The 17,989-nt window shown below is 54.1% G+C and carries 17 protein-coding genes, 1 tRNA gene and 1 pseudogene; 13 read left to right on the plus strand and 6 right to left on the minus strand.

The genetic code is table 11. From position 1 onward, the window contains the following. Positions 1-7 precede the first annotated feature (7 nt). Entirely contained in the window at positions 8-1,078 is a 1,071-nt protein-coding gene (locus tag QP888_RS07865; protein WP_284812982.1) for a ferrochelatase, read from the plus strand. Between the two features lie 2 nt (positions 1,079-1,080). Here QP888_RS07865 and QP888_RS07870 read toward each other — a convergent pair whose 3' ends face one another. Further along, positions 1,081-1,845 carry an Rv1486c family protein gene (locus tag QP888_RS07870; protein WP_284812983.1) on the minus strand — a complete coding sequence of 255 codons (765 nt, stop codon included), beginning with the start codon at positions 1,843-1,845 and terminating at the stop codon, positions 1,081-1,083. 33 nt (positions 1,846-1,878) lie between these two features. On the opposite strand from QP888_RS07870, the gene QP888_RS07875 reads away from it, so the two are divergent. Beyond that, the gene (locus tag QP888_RS07875) at positions 1,879-2,727 is read left to right on the plus strand and encodes a DUF3097 domain-containing protein (protein ID WP_284812984.1); all 849 of its coding nucleotides are present in this window, start codon (positions 1,879-1,881) and stop codon (positions 2,725-2,727) included. On the opposite strand, the gene QP888_RS07880 is transcribed toward QP888_RS07875, so the two are convergent. Together QP888_RS07880 and QP888_RS07885 are read right to left on the minus strand one after the other, a co-directional pair. Next, positions 2,693-3,265 (minus strand): helix-turn-helix domain-containing protein, encoded by a 573-nt coding sequence (locus QP888_RS07880; RefSeq protein WP_284812985.1) that lies wholly within the window; start codon positions 3,263-3,265, stop codon positions 2,693-2,695. The two genes, QP888_RS07875 and QP888_RS07880, sit on opposite strands and share 35 nt — an antisense overlap. A gap of 36 nt (positions 3,266-3,301) precedes the next feature. Further along, positions 3,302-4,009: a TVP38/TMEM64 family protein gene (locus tag QP888_RS07885; protein WP_284813075.1), complete on the minus strand. Its 708-nt coding sequence runs from the start codon at positions 4,007-4,009 to the stop codon at positions 3,302-3,304. 259 nt (positions 4,010-4,268) lie between these two features. Between QP888_RS07885 and QP888_RS07890 the strand changes: the two genes are divergently transcribed. Genes QP888_RS07890 through QP888_RS07900 form a run of 3 tightly spaced genes read left to right on the plus strand, consistent with a single transcriptional unit; the run spans position 4,269 to position 7,419 of the window. Beyond that, positions 4,269-5,471: an ABC transporter substrate-binding protein gene (locus QP888_RS07890; protein ID WP_284812986.1), complete on the plus strand. Its 1,203-nt coding sequence runs from the start codon at positions 4,269-4,271 to the stop codon at positions 5,469-5,471. Next, positions 5,471-6,616, plus strand: a complete 1,146-nt coding sequence (locus QP888_RS07895; protein ID WP_284812987.1) for a FecCD family ABC transporter permease — start codon at positions 5,471-5,473, stop codon at positions 6,614-6,616. The genes QP888_RS07890 and QP888_RS07895 overlap by 1 nt, the downstream gene beginning before the upstream one ends. Next, positions 6,607-7,419 carry an ABC transporter ATP-binding protein gene (locus QP888_RS07900; protein ID WP_284812988.1) on the plus strand — a complete coding sequence of 271 codons (813 nt, stop codon included), beginning with the start codon at positions 6,607-6,609 and terminating at the stop codon, positions 7,417-7,419. The genes QP888_RS07895 and QP888_RS07900 overlap by 10 nt, the downstream gene beginning before the upstream one ends. A 115-nt stretch (positions 7,420-7,534) precedes the next feature. On the opposite strand, the gene QP888_RS07905 is transcribed toward QP888_RS07900, so the two are convergent. Then, a tRNA-Leu gene (locus QP888_RS07905) sits at positions 7,535-7,620 on the minus strand. A 231-nt stretch (positions 7,621-7,851) separates the two neighbouring features. Here QP888_RS07905 and QP888_RS07910 point away from each other — a divergent pair. Then, entirely contained in the window at positions 7,852-8,391 is a 540-nt protein-coding gene (locus QP888_RS07910) for a YbhB/YbcL family Raf kinase inhibitor-like protein (protein ID WP_284812990.1), read from the plus strand. A 23-nt stretch (positions 8,392-8,414) separates the two neighbouring features. Continuing rightward, a complete protein-coding gene (locus tag QP888_RS07915) occupies positions 8,415-8,831 on the plus strand; it encodes a hypothetical protein (RefSeq protein WP_284812991.1) in 417 nt (138 codons plus the stop codon). On the opposite strand, the gene QP888_RS07920 is transcribed toward QP888_RS07915, so the two are convergent. Beyond that, the gene (locus tag QP888_RS07920) at positions 8,828-10,003 is read right to left on the minus strand and encodes a quinone-dependent dihydroorotate dehydrogenase (protein WP_502869156.1); all 1,176 of its coding nucleotides are present in this window, start codon (positions 10,001-10,003) and stop codon (positions 8,828-8,830) included. The genes QP888_RS07915 and QP888_RS07920 overlap by 4 nt on opposite strands. Continuing rightward, positions 10,003-11,100: a YncE family protein gene (locus QP888_RS07925; protein WP_284812992.1), complete on the minus strand. Its 1,098-nt coding sequence runs from the start codon at positions 11,098-11,100 to the stop codon at positions 10,003-10,005. The genes QP888_RS07920 and QP888_RS07925 overlap by 1 nt, the downstream gene beginning before the upstream one ends. Before the next feature lie 161 nt (positions 11,101-11,261). On the opposite strand from QP888_RS07925, the gene QP888_RS07930 reads away from it, so the two are divergent. The 6 genes and pseudogenes from QP888_RS07930 to QP888_RS07955 all read left to right on the plus strand — a co-directional run bounded on the left by QP888_RS07930 (position 11,262) and on the right by QP888_RS07955 (position 17,975). Then, the gene (locus QP888_RS07930) at positions 11,262-12,089 is read left to right on the plus strand and encodes an undecaprenyl-diphosphate phosphatase (protein ID WP_284813077.1); all 828 of its coding nucleotides are present in this window, start codon (positions 11,262-11,264) and stop codon (positions 12,087-12,089) included. Between the two features lie 21 nt (positions 12,090-12,110). Beyond that, positions 12,111-13,367: a cysteine--1-D-myo-inosityl 2-amino-2-deoxy-alpha-D-glucopyranoside ligase gene (gene mshC, locus QP888_RS07935; protein WP_284812993.1), complete on the plus strand. Its 1,257-nt coding sequence runs from the start codon at positions 12,111-12,113 to the stop codon at positions 13,365-13,367. Positions 13,368-13,385: 18 nt separating this feature from the next. After that, complete coding sequence (locus tag QP888_RS07940) at positions 13,386-13,658, plus strand: phosphoribosyl-ATP diphosphatase (protein ID WP_284812995.1); 273 nt, start codon at positions 13,386-13,388, stop codon at positions 13,656-13,658. Between the two features lie 37 nt (positions 13,659-13,695). Next, a complete protein-coding gene (hisG, locus tag QP888_RS07945) occupies positions 13,696-14,541 on the plus strand; it encodes an ATP phosphoribosyltransferase (RefSeq protein WP_284812996.1) in 846 nt (281 codons plus the stop codon). A gap of 114 nt (positions 14,542-14,655) precedes the next feature. Beyond that, positions 14,656-16,230 carry an aspartate ammonia-lyase gene (gene aspA, locus QP888_RS07950; protein ID WP_284812998.1) on the plus strand — a complete coding sequence of 525 codons (1,575 nt, stop codon included), beginning with the start codon at positions 14,656-14,658 and terminating at the stop codon, positions 16,228-16,230. Positions 16,231-16,320: 90 nt separating this feature from the next. Further along, a pseudogene (locus QP888_RS07955) lies at positions 16,321-17,975 on the plus strand (formate--tetrahydrofolate ligase). Positions 17,976-17,989: the final 14 nt, after the last annotated feature.

A 17,989-nucleotide genomic window follows, 5' to 3' on the forward strand; every position in this document is an offset into this window, starting at 1 on the left:
TAAAGACATGACTGATTTGCACCCTTTGACTGACTATGATGCACTCCTAGTCCTTTCCTTTGGCGGCCCCGAAGGAAACGACGAGGTTGTGCCGTTTCTAGAAAACGTCACTCGAGGACGCGGAATTCCACGTGAGCGTCTAGAAGAAGTCGGCGAACACTACTTTAATTTCGATGGAATTAGTCCCATCAATGCGCAAAATCGTGAGCTTATCGCAAACCTAGAAGACGTTCTTGCCCGGCGCGAAATTAACTTGCCGGTATATTTCGGCAACCGTAACTGGCACCCATTTGGCGAGGATGCCGCTGAGCAGATCGCTCGTGACGGTCATCGAAAAGTGTTGGTGCTCGCCACTTCCGCATGGGGCGGGTACTCTGCTTGCCGACAATATAACGAAGATATTAAACGGATTCGCGAACACTTAGCGGAACAGAATCTACCTGAGGTTCACTTCACCAAGATTCGTCAATTCTTTTCCCACCCAGCCTTCATTTCTGAAACCGCGGCTGCGATCGCCCAAGCCTATGCCAATATCCCAGCCGAACGCCGCGAACACACCCGCATGCTATTTACTGCGCACTCAGTTCCCAACCGCCATGACGACGTTGGTGGTGCTGACGGCGATAAAAACCTGTACTCGCGACAGGTAGCAGAAGCTGCTCGGTTGGCGGCTGCCGAAGCTGGTATTGAGGATTACGATCTGGTGTGGCAATCGCGCTCTGGTGATCCGCGTGTGCCGTGGCTAGAACCAGACATCGTCGACCATACCGAGTATCTGGCGGATAACCGAGGCATCAAAGCCGTAGTCGTGTGCGCGATTGGCTTTATTACCGACCACATGGAGGTTATGTGGGATCTGGATACCGAGCTTGTAGAAGCGGCGCACGACAAAGACGTGCACGTTGAGCGTGCGCGCACCGCAGGACTGACGCAGCAATTTGCCGAAATGGTTGTCGATATTGCTGCAGAGTCTGCAGCTGGAGAAATCGTCGAGAAGCTCGGCAAGGTGACGGTGCAGGGCAGCACTGATAACGGCGCGCCATGCGCCCCTGGATGTTGCGATATTTGGAGCAAATAAGGCTAGCGGCGCGCGAATTCTGCGCACGCACGTTCAACCCCTGCCATGCGGGCTTGGCGCAGATAGCGGAAAAGCCCGAAGAGGTAGGGATCAAGGCTGTGATCGCCTAGTTTGTCTGTCAGCATTTCGATAGTTGCGGCAACGGTATCGGCACGCGCGAATAACTTCGCAACCCGGGGAGGTACAGACCCGGGCAAACCCGGGATATCGTAGAAATCTGCAAGAGTTCCCACGGTCATGCGGGCATTTGGCAGGTCTGCCGGGATATGTCCGGATTGCTCAATCAATTCAGCCGCAGCATTGGTTGCCTGGCTGAGATAATAATCCGCATCACCGGCAAGTAAGCCTGAACTGGCCGGAATCGGTTGGGTTTCTCGAACCCAAGTCCAGTCAGTGTGCCCATTGGCGTACCGTGGAATAAGTACATGGTGCAACGCTGGGTCATTGTCTGTGACCACAATCGCTCCGGAGGCAGGATTTTGTGCGAAATTCTGGGCCGATTCTCCAGCGATGGGGAGCGCCGGTGGTTCACCAGGGCCTGCTAGCACGAGCTTGAGTACAGGTTCGGGGTTTGTCAGTATGTCCGTGGTTGCTGCACGCAGCCCGGACAATAACTCGATAATGGCGGTACCTTCTACAGTGTTCTTGCCGCCAAGCTCTTGCAATGCATCGATGGTCGCATCGCTTGATTCATAGCCATATAACCAGGCTGCGAGCCACACTGCAGCGTTTTGTACGGGGGAATAAACTTCGGCGCGGATAGACATCGTCGGCCATAGTAATAGATACACTGGCAAATTATGAGCAGTAAGCGGTATAGCGGTGATATCTTGCAAGGTCACAAGCGTAGGCAGGCACCCACTTTTCCGGACCTGCCAGCACAACCAGGGATGGTTCTCGAGGTTGTTGGAGAAGATTTTGTCGGCGCGCTTATTGATATCGACAAAACATTTTCCGGGCACCTCGCGCGACTCGAAGATCGCCACGGAACGCGACGAGTGTTTCCCATTATTCCAGGTGGATTCATGTTTGAAGGTCGGCGGGTAAACCTATCGAAAGCCATGCAGCAACCTGCCGCCCAGACAGCAACTCATTCGAATTCTGGGTCTCGCCGGGTACAGAATGTCAGTGCAAAAATCGCAGCCCCATCTCGTATCTGGGTAGAGGGCATCCACGACGCAGCACTCGTCGAAAAGATTTGGGGGCATGATTTACGCGTCGAAGGCGTCGTGGTGGAATATCTAGAAGGGCTCGATAATCTTGCAGAACGGCTTGCGGAATTTCAACCGAACGCGCAGCGCCGCATCGGCGTGCTAGCCGACCACTTAATTGCTGGCACGAAGGAGGCACGGTTAACAGAAGACGTCGGTCCGCACGTTTTGGTTACTGGCCACCCATATGTCGATATTTGGGAAGCGGTCAAGCCTGAGCGCGTGGGACTACGGAAGTGGCCGCAGGTTCCCCGAGGGCAAGACTGGAAAACCGGCGTGTGTGATGCCGTGGGGTGGCCTGACCCGAAAGAGGCGTGGCATCGGATCTATAACTCTGTACATTCGTTTCGCGACATCGACATCTCGTTGATCGGTGCCGTTGAACGTTTGGTGGATTTCGTAACTAACCCTGATCTGCAGAAATCTGATTTGCTGTAGATAATAAATTGACCGCCAAGCGCCAGCCGGCAGATTCTGCAGCCCAGCCGGCTGCTTGCAGGCGCTGCGAAATGGCCTGTTTGGAAATTCCGAGTCGTTCGGCGGCCTCATTCTGGCTCAATCCGCGCCGGACCATTGCGGTGGCTTCTCTACCTTCGTAGGTGCGCTTGTTCAACACTTGTCCCAGTAAGGCAAAGCAGGCCGCGATGTCTTCAGCGGTCGCAGGTGGTGCTGAAACAACATCAGCGCGCACGGTTCCGGCGCGAGTATTTCTCGGCAGTGCGCGCCGTGCAGCAGACAGTGCCTCACCGACATCGTGCGCAATCCCAATTCCCACGGCCCATTCGCCGTCGGCAAGCAAAGCCATCGTGATATCACACACGGTGGAAGGCTCTGCCATAGCGGAAGCGATGTCTTCTACACTAATGACCTCGAATCCATCCACTCCGTCCAGATTCGATAATGCTGCGGCAGAGCGCTGGACTAAATCAGCGCGTCGGGGTGCGCTGCCGCGGTAACGGGCATGGACGGCGAGCATGATCCTCCTGAAAAGTCGATGAATCCTGAGGTTAGTCTATACCTCAGACTTGATTACTGTGCGGGTGTGTACGGGCATACGAGCATCGAGAATCAAACCGCCAATGCCGACCACCGCGATAGCAACCAATAGAACGATGACAAGTGGGTTGGTTCCGGCAATCAACGTGTCCCCGAACAACACTCCGACGACGGTTCCTGGTGCGGATCCAACGAGTGTGGCGAGCACAAAGGGGAAAAAGGGGATCGATGTCAGTGCTGCAGTGTAATTGACTAGCGAAAAAGGCACGCCTGCAATAAGACGTAAGGATGCGACTGCCAGCCAGCCACGTTTGCGCAACCGATAATTGATGCCGGCGACCGCGGGGTGTTTGAGCCGGGGAGCCATCCAGTCGCCGAGCAGCCAGCGAACGAGGAGCAGTGAAATTGTCGCGGAGGCAGTCAACGCGGTTAATGCAATGATGAGCCCAACCCACGGACCGTACAAAATTCCTGACGCTACCGTCCATACCGTCCGAGGTAGGGGGAATTGTGTGAAAAAGACATAACCCAGCCAGAACAGAATCATGAAACCGCGACCTGCAGATTCGGCTGATTCACGCAAGGAGGTCAGCGTGGGAAAGTCGATGACGATAAACAACACAACCAAACCAATAGCAATCGCGCCGACGGTAAGCATGCGTGCGAGTGACCAGCGGCGAATTGAATCCCAGGCATCACGACGAATGGTGGCGCAAAAATGCAGAAAACTTCTGAGCCATGGGGTGCGTCGTCGAGAGCCTGTGGCTTTGTTTGCTCGCGGCTGGTGTTCTGGGTGGGTTCGTTCTGAATCCATGGGTATTCAGTCTAGTTGCTGTCCGTGATCGTTGGAGCAAAACCGATCGTATGACTTAGATCATGTGTGCAAAAACAAAACAAAATAAATTGTTGACCCTTGCCTTAATTGTTAATATTTGCCTGTCCTTATATAACTTCTGGTTGATGAGCCATGTACAAGGAGAGTTATGTCCTTTAAAACGAAAAGAATCTTGACGGCGCTGGCGGCTGGCGTTGTTTCCGCAACCGTTCTTGTGGCCTGCAGCACCGAGCAAGCTAGCCAAGCAAATGGTGATTCAGACAACGGTAATGGCAACGATGACGCGAACAACGGTGCTCTGACGCTGACAGATATCGCCGGCCGTGAAGTGACCCTGGAAGAAGACCCAGAGCGCATCATCCTGGGTGAAGGACGCTCCCTGTTTGCAACAGGCATTGTGAACACCGAAAATCCGTTGGACAAGATCGTTGGCATTGGCACCGACCTGAAGCAAAATGTTCCAGACTACTATGAGCGCCTAGAAGAAAAGCTTCCAGAAGTCAGTGAGATCCCTGAAATCGGTGGATTGGCCAAGGGGGATGTCACCGTAGAAAACCTGTTGAGCATGGCACCAGATTTGGTCATCCTATCAATGGACACGTATGAGGCCTCTGAAAAAGCCGGTTTGACTACAAAAATGGATGAAGTGGGCATCGAGTACGTCGTCACAGATTTCCGTGCAAAACCATTGCAGAACACCACGAGATCGATGGAATTGTTCGGCCAAATTTTTAACCAAGAAGAGCGCGCGGCCGAATTCAATAAGGACTGGCAAGAAACTGTCGATTTGGTGCAAGAACGCGCGGAAAAAGTTGAAGAAAAACCAAAGACCTTTGTATGGCGCGCAGCCGGCGTACTAGATTGCTGTGGCTCGTGGAATGATTCGAATATCTCGCAATTGGTTAACACCGCTGGTGGAGACAACGTCGGAGATCACGTCATCGAGGGTGAATCCGGTGCACTGACACCCGAAAAAGTCCTGGAATCCGATCCAGATATGATCATCGCTACCGGCGGTGACTGGTCCGAAAAGAAAGACGATGAAGGCAATCCCGTAGGCTATGCGGCCGTTGGCTACGGTATCGAGGAATCCGAGGCAAAAGCCAGCATCGCAAAATTGCCGGAAGTACAGCCTGGCTTTGACAACCTGCGTGCAGTCCAAGACAACCAATTGCACGCTTTGTGGCACCAGTTCTATAACTCTCCATTCAACTATTTGGCACTATTGCAGATCGCACAGTGGATCAATCCAGACGCCTACGAAGACATCGATGTTGAGCAGGAATGGCTGGAATCGCAAAAGAAATACTCGCCAATTTCTGGCGAAGGCACCCTGTTTATTACTAATTAATGATGATAAACGCGAAAAAATCAGCCGCGAAGAACGATACTTCAGCAACATCAGACTCAGCCCAAGACTCCGCGGCGCCACGCACAGTAGCAACGGACCACGCGGTTGTAGAGCTGGGTAGGCAACATAAGAAACTGACCTGGCAGCGCATCGGTATTGTCTCTGCTTTGTGCTTCATCGCTCTTGCTGCCTTTGTGACGAGCAATTTTGTCGGTGCGATCAATATCAGCCCCGGCGAAGTGATCACGGGAATCATCAACCCATCGAGTTTGGATGAGCAAACGCATACCGTCCTGTGGCGGTTACGACTGCCGATGGCAGTGATGGCCTTGTTGATCGGGGTGAGTCTGTCTTTGGCAGGTGCTGAAATGCAGACGATTCTTAATAACCCGCTCGCGGAGCCATTTACGCTAGGCATTTCTGCTGCCGCAGCGTTCGGTGGTGCTAGCGCGATCGTGTTGCAGTGGCAGATTATCGCGCAGCCACAGCTAAATCTCGCGCTGGTTGCATGGTTATCGTCCGTGATCGCTACTGGCATCATCGTCATAGCCGCAGTTTTGCGGGGCGTACGTGCAGAAACAATGGTGTTGCTCGGGATCGGCTTGGTATTTTTCTTCCAAGCTATGTTGGCGTTGATTCAATATCGCTCATCAGCAGAAGCCTTACAACAAATCGTGTTTTGGTCGATGGGGTCATTGACCCGCGCAAGTTGGACCGGAAATGCAGTGTTAGCCGGAGTATTGGTGGTTGCGCTTCCCATTCTTTGGGCGTTGTCCTGGCAATTGACGGCGCTCCGATTAGGGGATGCCCGTGCAGCGGCAATGGGCGTGAACACTTCTGCCTTGCGCGTGATTGTGTTGGTCGTCGTCTCCCTAGTGGCAGCAACCACGGTCGCCTTTGCCGGAATCATCGGCTTTATTGGTCTGGTGGGCCCCCATATCGCTCGCATGCTGGTAGGGGAAGATCAACGGTATTTTCTGCCTGCTTCTATGGCTGCTGGAGCAGCGGTCATGTGTACCGCGCACGCGCTGAGTCTGATCGTGAAGCCGGGGCTGGCTATTCCGATCGGGATCGTAACTTCGCTGCTTGGTGTGCCATTCTTTATCGCGATTGTCATGGCTAAAAGGAGAGCGCTGTGGAGCTAACAACTGCACAATCAGCCGCTACTGAACCCGGTCAGCAGGAAGTATCGCTAGAAATTTCCGGATTGAGCGCCTCATACGGCTCGCATCGAGTGCTGCATGATGTCAATGTTGCACGCTTGACCGGAGGGCAAATCGTTGGACTTCTCGGTCCGAATGCCTCTGGTAAGACGACGCTGATCAAAACGCTTGCCGACGTCCACCGCGGCTATACAGGGCACGTTGACTTTCAGGTCGATGGGGCCGCGCCTCGGGGAAAGAGAAAGCGGCAGCTCACCGGCTATGTGCCACAAGATCTGCCAAGTACTGCGGCTTTACGTGCGTTTGAAGCCGTACTTATCGCTGCACGACGCGGAACCTGCAAAGACCCGGTCCTCCGGACTGGTGAGGTGATTCACGAACTCGGTCTTGATGACATCGCGTCTCGGTATCTCAATGAGTTGTCGGGAGGGCAACGCCAACTGGTAGCTCTGGCACAAATGCTGGTTGGTCGGCCTGGCTTAATGCTGTTGGATGAGCCTACTTCTGCTTTGGATCTTCACCATCAACTGTTTGTGCTGTCTCAAGTACGTGCGAAATCGCGGCGGGAGGGTAGCTTGGGTCTCATCGCCATTCACGACATCAACCTTGCTGCGCGAATGTGCGACACCCTGGTGGTACTCAAAGACGGCTGTATTCGTGCCCAGGGGCATCCGAAGGATGTTCTCAACCGCGAGTTAGTTGAAGCTGTATACCACGTGGAGGCAGATATTGTGCTGCACAATGGTGTTCCGCTGGTGGCACCATTACATGCTATGCGCAGGTAGCTATCACGATCGAAAGATCGTGAGCTAGTGCCCAAGTCGGGCAGCTATCGCATTGATAAAAGAAAAATCTCGAGACATCGTCAAAAGTGGAACGATGTCTCGAGACAACACAGTGTGCCCGGAGCGGGACTTGAACCCGCACGTCCGTTAATAGGACACTGACACCTCAAGCCAGCGCGTCTGCCATTCCGCCACCCGGGCAGGGTGCAATAAAAAGTATCCGCAAGACTTAACTTTCCAGGAAAGTTGGTCTGCTTAACTTTTAACTTGGCAACGCTGACTTACTATAATAGGCGAGGGTAAATAATCGCAAATCTGCAGGTACACAAGCTAAATCTAGTTTATTAACCTCGACCTACGGAACCGGGCTCGTTTTTGTTTTCTGGCGTTATAAACCAGAGAATTCTGCTGCATTCAGGTACAAATGGAGTTATGAGCGATTATGCAAACGATTCCCGTTTCCCCGGCCCCGATCCATACGCGCCACTGAATGATCTTCCTTCATTCACGCTGACATCTACAGATCTTGTCGACGGCGACGAGATTCCCGAGAAGTTTCGTGCACCAAGCAGCGAATCACCGCAACTGGCGTGGTCAAACTTGCCGGAGGGCACCAAGTCTTTAGCAGTTACCTGCTTTGACCCAGATGCACCAACAGCGTCCGGTTTCTGGCACTGGGCCGCCTTCAACATTCCTGCTGACGTCGCCGAGTTGCCAACTAATGCTGGTGCCGCAGAAAACTTGGGTATCGACGGCGTCACGTCGCTGACCAACGATTCCGGCTCGCGTACCCACTTCGGAGCGCAACCACCCGAGGGCCACGGCCCACACCGTTACTTGTATGCGGTGCACGCGGTAGACACCGAAGAATTGGATATTCCTGCTGATGCAACACCTACCGTGTTGGGCTTCAACCTGCATTTCCATGCAATTGGCCGCGCAATCCTGTGGGGTTGGGCCGAAACCAAGTAAAAAGACCACTATGCTGTTGGTTTATGGCAGCGAAAAACTCTTCCTCACAAAACCCTAACTCCGCTGGACGCGAAGTTACTGTGCCGCTGGCTTTGCGGGCCGGCGGCGCTTTTCTTGCGCTTGCGGTTACGCTCGCAATTTTTGGTGTCATCGCGTGGCTCTCCGACGGCTGGGCGGTTCCGTTTGCTGTCACCCCAGCGTTTTTAGGAATTTGTGCGGCAGCCGTGTTATTCGGGGCTTTTGCCACCGTCAATCGCGCGCAAAAGCCCAGTGCGGCTCAGGTCGTCGCACTTTCTGTCGCCGTAGCACTCATCATCGCCAGCCAGTTCTTACCAAATACGGCACTTGGTCTTATGGGGCAGCACTGGTTATTCATGTACGCAGTGCTGGCTCTTGTGTGCGCACTGGTGTTGCGCCGTTCGATCATGCCGAAAGCTTAATTCTCACGCCACTCCAGCCCAGATCCAACAGCCATAGAGATATTGTCCAGGCCATGCACATCAAGTTGACGTAGCAGCCCACGGTGGATACCGGAGATCCAGCCCGGACCGCCATAAATCAGACCGGTATACCCTTGCAGGAGACTCGCGCCTGCTGTGATGCGCTCCCAAGCTTGTCGCGGCGTGGTGATGCCACCAACCGAGACCAGTACGAGCTTGTCGCCAACGCGATTATGCAACCTATGCAAGATTTCGAGGGAACGCTTCGCGACGGGCGGGCCAGAGATTCCACCGGCGCCCGCAGCCGTAACCTCAGCAACGGAAGTGTGTAGGCCTTCACGCGAAATCGTCGTATTCGTTGCGATAATGCCCGCCAGCCCTAGTTCCACCGCGAGGTCTGCACACGCATCAACATCAGCGTCAGAAAGATCTGGGGCAATCTTCAACAGCACTGGGCTGGTGCACACATCTTTTACGGCTTGTAAAATCGGCCGCAGTGATTCTACTGCCTGTAAGTCACGCAGCCCAGGCGTGTTAGGCGAGGAAACGTTAACGACCAAATAATCCGCAGCGGATCCCAGGACAGAAGCGGAGCGTCGGTAATCATCGGCGGCGTTTTCCACCGGAGTCTTTTTCGTTTTCCCGATATTGATACCAATGACACCGCGCTGTGCAGCGTCGCTACTGGTAACATGCCCACGCAAATTCTGCGCTGCTTGGGCTGCACCGTCGTTATTAAAGCCCATGCGGTTGAGGATGGCGCGGTCTTTTTTCAAACGGAACAAACGAGGCTGTGGGTTTCCCGGTTGCGCGGCAGCAGTGACAGTGCCTAATTCCGCGTAGCCAAAACCGATAGCTGACCAAGCTTTAGCGGCGCGCGCGTTTTTATCAAACCCCGCGGCTAATCCGAGGGGGCGCGGGAAGTGCACGCCGAATACCTCTTGAGCTAGGCGGGGATCATTAGTGCTGAAGACCGTCGCCAGCCCTTTCCGGAGCAATCGGGAAGAATTCACCACGGTCATCACGTTGTTGGCACCGTGATGTATGCGTTCCGGATCTATGCGGAACATCACACGCAATGCTGCGCGATAAGCCGCGTTGTAAGCCACCGAGCGGAGGCTGGTCACCGCCGAGCGCATCGTTGTACGCGCTTGCCCAAATTGTGGAGCCATTACTCTGCGTTCTCCTCATGTTGGTCGGATAGCTCTGGTTGCGCCACCTCAGGCTTCGTGATGACTTGGATACCGTGCCCGGTCGCCGAGGCCAGCACGAGCGTCCCATCATCGGTGATCACCAGCGACTGAGCGTCGGCAAGAGTTTTCAGTTGGGCGGCGTGCTGCGGGATACCGCTCGAAATACGGAAGGCAGTCAACAGGTTGTGCTCCGTGGATGCCGCCCACGCCAGATCCCGTTTGCTGTCCCAGGCAACGGACCACGGGCCTGCTGGTACAGGCGTGGTCTGGTGCAGACGGATGACATCTAGCGCGGTATACACTGCCAGTTGATTACCCCGGGTATCGGCTGCCAAAACGAGCCCGTCATCGCCGACTGCAATTTCGCCGACTCCGAGCCCCACGCGCAGGGTGCCGCCGCCGCGCTCATTACGCCAGTCCAGGTTTTGGATTGTAGTGTCCTCGCGCCACGTACGTACCAGCTGTTCGCCGTGTGATTCTGACTCCACATGCACGAGTTCATCAGTAGGGGCAGCTGCGGTAAATGTACTCATGACCTCACCACGCGGTGAAACGATTGCTACCTCTGCTGATTCGTCGGAAGCAACCACGAGATCGCCATTGTTCATCCGGGTTGCGGCAGTAACTGGAAATTCAACCTCGGGCGTAATCTCCTCGCCGTTTGACTCACCGGCGGAAAAAACGTGCACAGAATCGCCACAAGCCAGAATGAAGTGCTGTTCAGTAGCTGTAAGCTCACCACACTCTGCGGCAATATCGACGGTGGTGCCGGAATCGGCAAGCTCATCAACCGTTCCCAGCCACAACGAATCATCTGTGCGCAGGGCCAGATTCTTGCCGACGACTGCCATATCCGAAACCGCATCGAACTCTGGCCGCGTAATCACCTCGCCAGCTAGTTCTGTGGTATCCGCCTGATCCGAGCTTGGCACCGGGGTAGCCTGTCCCATGTCTGGGACATCTGCCCCCGGTAACGCCGGATTATCCGCACAGGCAACTAGAATTGCGCTGGCTGCTAAGGCACAAACAGAGAATGCGTAGGGACGAAAATGCGCCGACCGAAATCGAATATTCACAGCTGTTTAGTCTATCAGCGCAGGCTAGTGCCGCCGAACGCTACGGCACGAGGGGAGGGGTTGCCTACGGGTATAGTCTGGTAGCCGTGATTACGAGCGATTTAGCCACCGGTACTGCCAGCCACGCGGCTGAGGCTACAGCAGCAGCCGACGCGGTAGATATGACGTGGATCCAGGTCATTGTTTTATCCATCCTCCAAGGCTTAACTGAATTTCTCCCTGTATCATCGTCCGGCCATCTGCGGATCTTCTCCGAGTTCTTCTGGGAAGCCGACGCCGGTGCGTCTTTTACGGCCGTCATTCAATTGGGCACGGAGATCGCCGTCGTGATCTTTTTCTGGCGCGAAATTGTCCAGATCGTGCGTGGTTGGTTGCGCGGGCTCGTCGACAAGAGCTCCCGTGGCGCGGACTGGAAAATGGGGTGGATGATCATCGTCGGCTCGGTTCCGATTGGCGTCATCGGCTATCTGGCGAAAGACTTCATTCGTGATTCGCTGCGCAACCTGTGGATTACCGCAGCCGTGCTGATTCTGTTTTCGTTTGTGTTTATTGCGGCAGAGCGTTGGGGCAAAAAGACTCGTGGCAGTGGTGAGCTGAACTTCCGTGATGCCATCATCATGGGGTTGGCGCAATGTCTCGCACTGATCCCAGGAGTTTCCCGTTCTGGCGGCACGATTTCCGCCGGTCTGTTTTTGAACTTGGACCGTGAAGTAGCCACTCGCTTTAGCTTTCTGCTGGCGATTCCCGCTGTCATGGCATCCGGCCTGTTTTCGCTTCCCGACGCCTTTGGTCCTGCTTCAGGGCAAGCTGCGAGTGGTGTGCAGCTAGCCGTCGGCACATTAGTGGCTGGCTTGGTTGGTTATGCTGCGATTGCTTGGCTGCTGAAGTTCGTCGCCAACCACTCGTTTGCGTGGTTTGCTGCCTACCGTATTCCACTGGGTTTGCTGGTCATGCTGTTATTGGGGTTGGGAGTTCTGCAACCGGTCTAAACAGCATTACAGTAGGGGGTTATGAAATCTTGGCCTTTTCCTACTGTCCCATCCATTCCAGCGCGCCACGGCAAACCTGTGCCGCTCAAGCTTTATGACACTGCGGACCAACGCATCCGTGAGGTTAGTTTCTACAACGCCGAGGGGCCTGCGGGAATGTATGTCTGTGGTATCACCCCTTATGATTCAACGCATTTAGGGCACGCAGCAACCTATTTGACTTTCGACCTTGTGTATCGCGCACTATTGGACAACGGGCGCTCGGTACATTTTGTACAAAACGTCACGGATGTCGACGATCCTCTCTTTGAGCGCGCCGAACGTGATAACCAGGACTGGCGTGAACTGGGCGAAGAGCAAACTAATTTGTTCCGCTCGGACATGGAACAGCTAGGAATTATCCCGCCTCACGATTTCATGTCAGTTTCGGAAACCGTCGACGAGATTATTGACATCGTCGGACGCCTGCTTGATCAGGGCAAGGCTTATGTCATCGATGGTGAATACCCGGATATTTATGCTCCGGTCACCGCTACTGAGCAGTTCGGCTATGAATCGAACTTCAACCGCGAGGACATGATGGAAGTCTTTGCCGAACGCGGTGGGGATCCGGAACGCCCTGGTAAACGTGATGAGCTCGATGCACTGATTTGGAAGGCCGAACGAGAGGGCGAACCGTCCTGGGAGGCGCCGTTTGGTCGCGGCCGCCCGGGTTGGCATATCGAATGCGCGGCTATCGCTGCGAACCGTTTGGGAGCGCGTTTCGACATCCAGGGAGGCGGCTCAGACCTGGTTTTCCCGCACCATGAATTTTCTGCAGCTCACATCGAAGCAGCTTACGACGTCGATCGTATGGCAGGCCATTATGTCCACGCGGGCATGATTGGGTTAGACGGGACCAAGATGTCGAAATCATTGGGCAACTTAGTCTTTATTCACAAACTCACCGCCAACGGACACGAGCCATCTGCCATCCGTGTGGGCGTGTATTCCCAGCATTACCGGAGTGACCGGGATTGGTCCGATGAGGTGTTGGCCGAAAGCGAGCAGCGTCTTGCCATTTGGCGAGACGCACTGCACCAACCAGGCGATTTGGAGCAGGCAGAAGCTCTGGTGCGCACAATCCGTGAGCGCATCGCTGATGACCTCGATTCACCTGGCGCATTGCGGGCTGTTGACGCTTGGGCAGAAAATAACCGCGACGGTGACGATGATCCTCAGGCTGCCGAACTTGTCGTGTCGGCGCTCGATGCACTGTTTGGTATTTCACTCCGTTAACACCGGTTATGCACTAGAATGGCCGTCGTGAAGAATTTTGACGAGTTGCATGCAGAACTTGCCCAGAAAGCACAGCAGCGCCCCGAAGGATCGGGGACTGTCCAAGCCCTCGATGCTGGCGTGCATCACATCGGCAAAAAAGTTATTGAAGAAGCCGGCGAAGTCTGGATTGCCGCGGAATACCAATCGGATGAGGAACTGTCGGAGGAAATTTCCCAGTTACTGTACTGGACGCAGGTTATGATGGTCGCCCGCGGTCTCAATCCAGACGATATTTACCGCTATCTCTAATCAACATTGAGCACAACTTCGAGGCTAGTAAACTCTCATGATCAAAATCGCTGTTCCCAATAAAGGATCGCTTTCCGACGCGGCACAATCCATTTTGAAAGAAGCGGGATACAAAACCCGCGGTTATAGCAAAGCATTGGCGGTCGCCGATACCGAGCACAACATCGAATTTTTCTTTCTGCGTCCAAAAGACATCGCCATCTATGTTGCTAACGGCCAGCTGGATCTGGGAATTACCGGACGTGACCTAGCTGCGGATTCACGGGCAGCAGTCGACGAGGTATTGCCGCTGGGGTTCGGTGATTCTCGTTTTTTCTTCGCGGCTCCGAATAACGAAGAGTGGAAGGTCGAACAGCTTACCGGAAAGCGGATTGCGACGTCTTATCCGAACTTGGTGCGGGATTACCTGGCGCAGCGCGGTATAGACGCAGAAGTTATCCGCTTGGATGGTGCGGTAGAAATCTCGATTAAATTGGGCGTTGCCGATGCCATCGCCGATGTGGTCTCGACGGGCAATACTTTACGCCAGCAGGGACTGCGGGCATTTGGGGAGCCGATTATCGAATCCGAGGCAGTGGTCATTTCACGCCGCGGGGCAGAAATTACTGACGAACAGAAGATTTTACTCTCCCGGATCCAGGGAATTTTGCATGCGCAGAATTATGTGATGATTGACTACAATATCTCGCGTGACAACCTGGACGAAGCTGCGAAATTTACCCCGGGATTGACTGGCCCAACGGTGTCTCCACTGGCACGCGAGAACTGGGTAGCGGTACGCGCGCTGGTTCCACGCAAGCAAGCCAACAATCTTATGGATCAAATTTCTGCGGTGGGAGCCGAAGCTATTCTGGCTTCCGATTTACGCATCGCGCGTATGTAGTTCCGCAGGTACTCTGGGGTAGGCAACGGGCACAAAGCAGCCCTTAGTAATTGTTGTCCTCACTAACTACAGCACGAATTATGGCGTAACACGCGCAAAAGGAGTGACTCTCAGATGGCCAAGAAGTCGGACGAAAGCAAGAAGCCGGGCGAAAGCACAGATAGCAGCAAGACAAATACCGACGCTAGCGCAGTCAACAAACCAGAAACGAAATCAACGAGTTCGTCGAATTCACAAGCGTCGAATTCACAAGCAACGACATCGAAGAAGAAAACTCGTATTGAGCGCGACCTGCTCGGCGAGATGGAAGTTCCCAACGATGTTTATTATGGCGTGCACACAATGCGTGCAATCGATAACTTCCAGATCTCGTGGGTAACTATCAACAATGTTCCCGAGTTCATTCGCGGCATGGTCATGGTGAAAAAAGCCGCGGCTATGGCCAACCGTCGTCTGCATACGCTGCCGAAGAAAAAAGCAGAAGCCATCATCTGGGCCTGTGACCAGATCTTGGAAGAAGGCCGGTGCATGGATCAATTCCCGTTGGATGTTTTCCAGGGCGGTGCCGGAACCTCGCTAAACATGAATACTAACGAGGTTGTTACCAACTTGGCTCTGGAGTACCTGGGCGAAGACAAAGGTGCCTACGATGTCATCAACCCCAACGACGATGTCAACATGTCGCAGTCCACTAACGACGCATACCCAACCGGTTTCCGTTTGGGCCTGATCGCGGTTCTGGATCGTTTGATCAACCAGATTGGCAAATTGGAGCAGTCGTTTACCAAGAAGGCGCATGAATTTTCCGACATTCTGAAGATGGGCCGTACCCAACTGCAGGATGCCGTTCCTATGACGCTTGGCGACGAGTTCCGCGCTTTTGGTGCCAACTTGGCAGAAGAGCAATCGGTATTACGCGAGGCTCAGGAGCGCCTGTTGGAAATCAACTTGGGCGCTACGGCAATCGGAACTGGAGTCAACACTCCTGCGGGATACCGGCACCAAGTCACCGCCGCACTCTCGGAGGTTTCTGGCCTGGAATTAAAGACGGCCCGTGACCTCATCGAAGCAACCTCGGATACCGGCGCCTACGTGCTGGCGCATTCGGCAGTCAAGCGTGCGGCCTCCAAGCTGGGCAAGATTAGCAATGACTTGCGCTTGCTGTCCTCGGGTCCTCGTACTGGTTTGAATGAGATCAATTTGCCGGAACGTCAGGCTGGTTCGTCGATTATGCCTGCGAAGGTCAACCCGGTTATTCCGGAAGTTGTCAACCAAACCGTCTTCAAAGTATTCGGTAACGATCTCACTGTATCGATGGCTTCTGAAGCAGGCCAGTTGCAGCTTAATGTCATGGAACCAGTCATGGGTGAGGCACTGTTCCAGTCCGTACGTATCTTGGGCAACGCCGTGGATGCTTTGCGCGAAAAGTGTGTAGACGGTATCACCGCTAATGCGGATGTGTGCCGTGAGTATGTAGAAAACTCCATTGGTATCGTCACGTACCTGAACCCGCTGATCGGCCACCATCAAGGTGATCTCATCGGTAAAGAGGCAGCGAAGACCGGCAAATCTGTCCGCGAATTGGTGTTGGAGAAAGGGCTCTTGGACGAAGAAACCGTCGACCGGGTTTTGTCTAAGGAAAACCTGATGCATCCAGAATTCCGCGGTAAACTCTATTTGGACGACTAGAAAGTACCAGGCTGCGACCATCGAGTCATACCACGAATAGAATGCCCATCACTGAAGCCCACAGCGGCTACAGTGGTGGGCATGAGTTCTATCCCTACCGATGTTGAAATCGCAAACCATCACCCGCTAGAGCCCATCACGGACATTGCACATAAGGCAGGCATTCCTGCTGAAGCCCTAGTTCCGTATGGCGAGAAGAAAGCCAAGATTGACACCAGTAAGCTAGATTGGAGCCGAGAAAACGGCAAACTTGTGCTGGTCACCGGTGTCTCGCCTACACCAGCCGGCGAAGGAAAGTCGACCACGCTGATCGGTCTCACCGACGCGCTTTCTCAAGCCGGCAAGAACGCCATGGTAGCTATCCGAGAACCGTCGCTAGGGCCTGTCATGGGTATTAAAGGCGGGGCTGCCGGGGGGGTTATTCCCAGATTGTGCCCATGGACGAAATCAACCTGCACTTCAATGGGGACTTTCACGCGATCACATCAGCTAACAACACGCTGGCTGCCTTGATCGATAACCATATTCACCAAGGAAATGAGCTAGGCATTGATCCGGGTCGCGTCACGTGGCAGCGCTGCGAAGACGTCAATGACCGCTCGCTGCGTTCCGTCGTCACCGGGCTGGGTGGGCCAGGCAACGGATCCCCACGGGAATCTGGATTCACGATTACCGCAGCCTCAGAGATCATGGCCGTGGTTGGTCTGTCTACTGATTTGGCCGATTTACGTAAGAGTCTAGGCGATATCACCGTCGGCTACAGCTACGACAAAAAACCGGTGACTGCACGGGAACTCGGCGCAGACGGTGCACTGACCGTGCTGCTGAAAGACGCACTGCAACCAAACTTGGTACAGACGCTCGGGGGAGTTCCAGCACTGGTACACACAGGACCGTTCGGTAATATCGCCCACGGCTGCAACAGCGTTCTCGCGACAAAAGTAGCGCTCAACCAAGCCGATATCGTGTTGACAGAGGCCGGGTTCGGATCTGACTTGGGTGCCGAAAAATTCTTCGATATTAAGGCCCGCCACGCTGATTTGAATGTCGATGCTGCCGTTGTCGTCGCTACGATTCGCTCACTGAAATTCAACGGTGGTGTAGCGAAAACTGACCTCGAAGAATCTAATGTGGAAGCTCTGGCAGAAGGCGTGGCCAACCTAGAGCAACATGTTAATAACGTACGCCAATTCGGCGTAAACCCGGTAGTGGCGCTGAATATCTTTGGTTCGGATTCCGCTGAAGAAATTGCGTTTATGCATGACTGGGCGCAGAAGTTTGATGTGGAGTTGGCTGAATCCACCGTATTTGCTCATGGCGGTGCCGGTGCGAAGGACCTTGCAGAAAAGGTGTTGGCAAACCTCAATGGTCAGAGCACAACCCTGTATGACCCTGCGAAGGGCGTGGAGGAATCAATCGCAACCATCGCAAAACAGGTCTACGGAGCAAGCAACGTCGAGTACTCAGTTAATGCACGCAAAGACCTGAATTATTTACGTGAATGCGGATGGGATCATTTGCCGGTTTGTATCTCGAAAACGCAGTATTCTTTCAGCGATGATCCTTCCCAGCTTGGTGCACCGAAGGGTCATACGCTGCACGTGCGCAAACTATTGCCGCGTACCGGTGCCGGATTTGTCCTGGCTTTGACAGGTGAGGTCATGACCATGCCTGGACTGCCGAAACGCCCGGCGGCAGAAGCCATCGATATTAGTGACGACGGCGTCATCAGCGGTCTGTCTTAGACTAGGCGAATTCA

This window comes from Corynebacterium sp. MSK297, from assembly GCF_030232885.1.
GTDB lineage: Bacteria > Actinomycetota > Actinomycetes > Mycobacteriales > Mycobacteriaceae > Corynebacterium.

What these genes read in the sequence shown, in the direction of transcription:
- QP888_RS07865 (WP_284812982.1), top strand. Translation starts at nt 8, where the DNA reads ATGACTGATTTGCACCCTTTGACTGACTATGATGCACTCCTAGTCCTT.
- QP888_RS07870 (WP_284812983.1), bottom strand. Translation starts at nt 1,845, where the DNA reads ATGTCTATCCGCGCCGAAGTTTATTCCCCCGTACAAAACGCTGCAGTG.
- QP888_RS07875 (WP_284812984.1), top strand. Translation starts at nt 1,879, where the DNA reads ATGAGCAGTAAGCGGTATAGCGGTGATATCTTGCAAGGTCACAAGCGT.
- QP888_RS07880 (WP_284812985.1), bottom strand. Translation starts at nt 3,265, where the DNA reads ATGCTCGCCGTCCATGCCCGTTACCGCGGCAGCGCACCCCGACGCGCT.
- QP888_RS07890 (WP_284812986.1), top strand. Translation starts at nt 4,269, where the DNA reads ATGTCCTTTAAAACGAAAAGAATCTTGACGGCGCTGGCGGCTGGCGTT.
- QP888_RS07895 (WP_284812987.1), top strand. Translation starts at nt 5,471, where the DNA reads ATGATGATAAACGCGAAAAAATCAGCCGCGAAGAACGATACTTCAGCA.
- QP888_RS07910 (WP_284812990.1), top strand. Translation starts at nt 7,852, where the DNA reads ATGAGCGATTATGCAAACGATTCCCGTTTCCCCGGCCCCGATCCATAC.
- QP888_RS07915 (WP_284812991.1), top strand. Translation starts at nt 8,415, where the DNA reads ATGGCAGCGAAAAACTCTTCCTCACAAAACCCTAACTCCGCTGGACGC.
- QP888_RS07920 (WP_502869156.1), bottom strand. Translation starts at nt 10,003, where the DNA reads ATGGCTCCACAATTTGGGCAAGCGCGTACAACGATGCGCTCGGCGGTG.
- QP888_RS07930 (WP_284813077.1), top strand. Translation starts at nt 11,262, where the DNA reads ATGACGTGGATCCAGGTCATTGTTTTATCCATCCTCCAAGGCTTAACT.
- mshC (WP_284812993.1), top strand. Translation starts at nt 12,111, where the DNA reads ATGAAATCTTGGCCTTTTCCTACTGTCCCATCCATTCCAGCGCGCCAC.
- QP888_RS07940 (WP_284812995.1), top strand. Translation starts at nt 13,386, where the DNA reads ATGGCCGTCGTGAAGAATTTTGACGAGTTGCATGCAGAACTTGCCCAG.
- hisG (WP_284812996.1), top strand. Translation starts at nt 13,696, where the DNA reads ATGATCAAAATCGCTGTTCCCAATAAAGGATCGCTTTCCGACGCGGCA.
- aspA (WP_284812998.1), top strand. Translation starts at nt 14,656, where the DNA reads ATGGCCAAGAAGTCGGACGAAAGCAAGAAGCCGGGCGAAAGCACAGAT.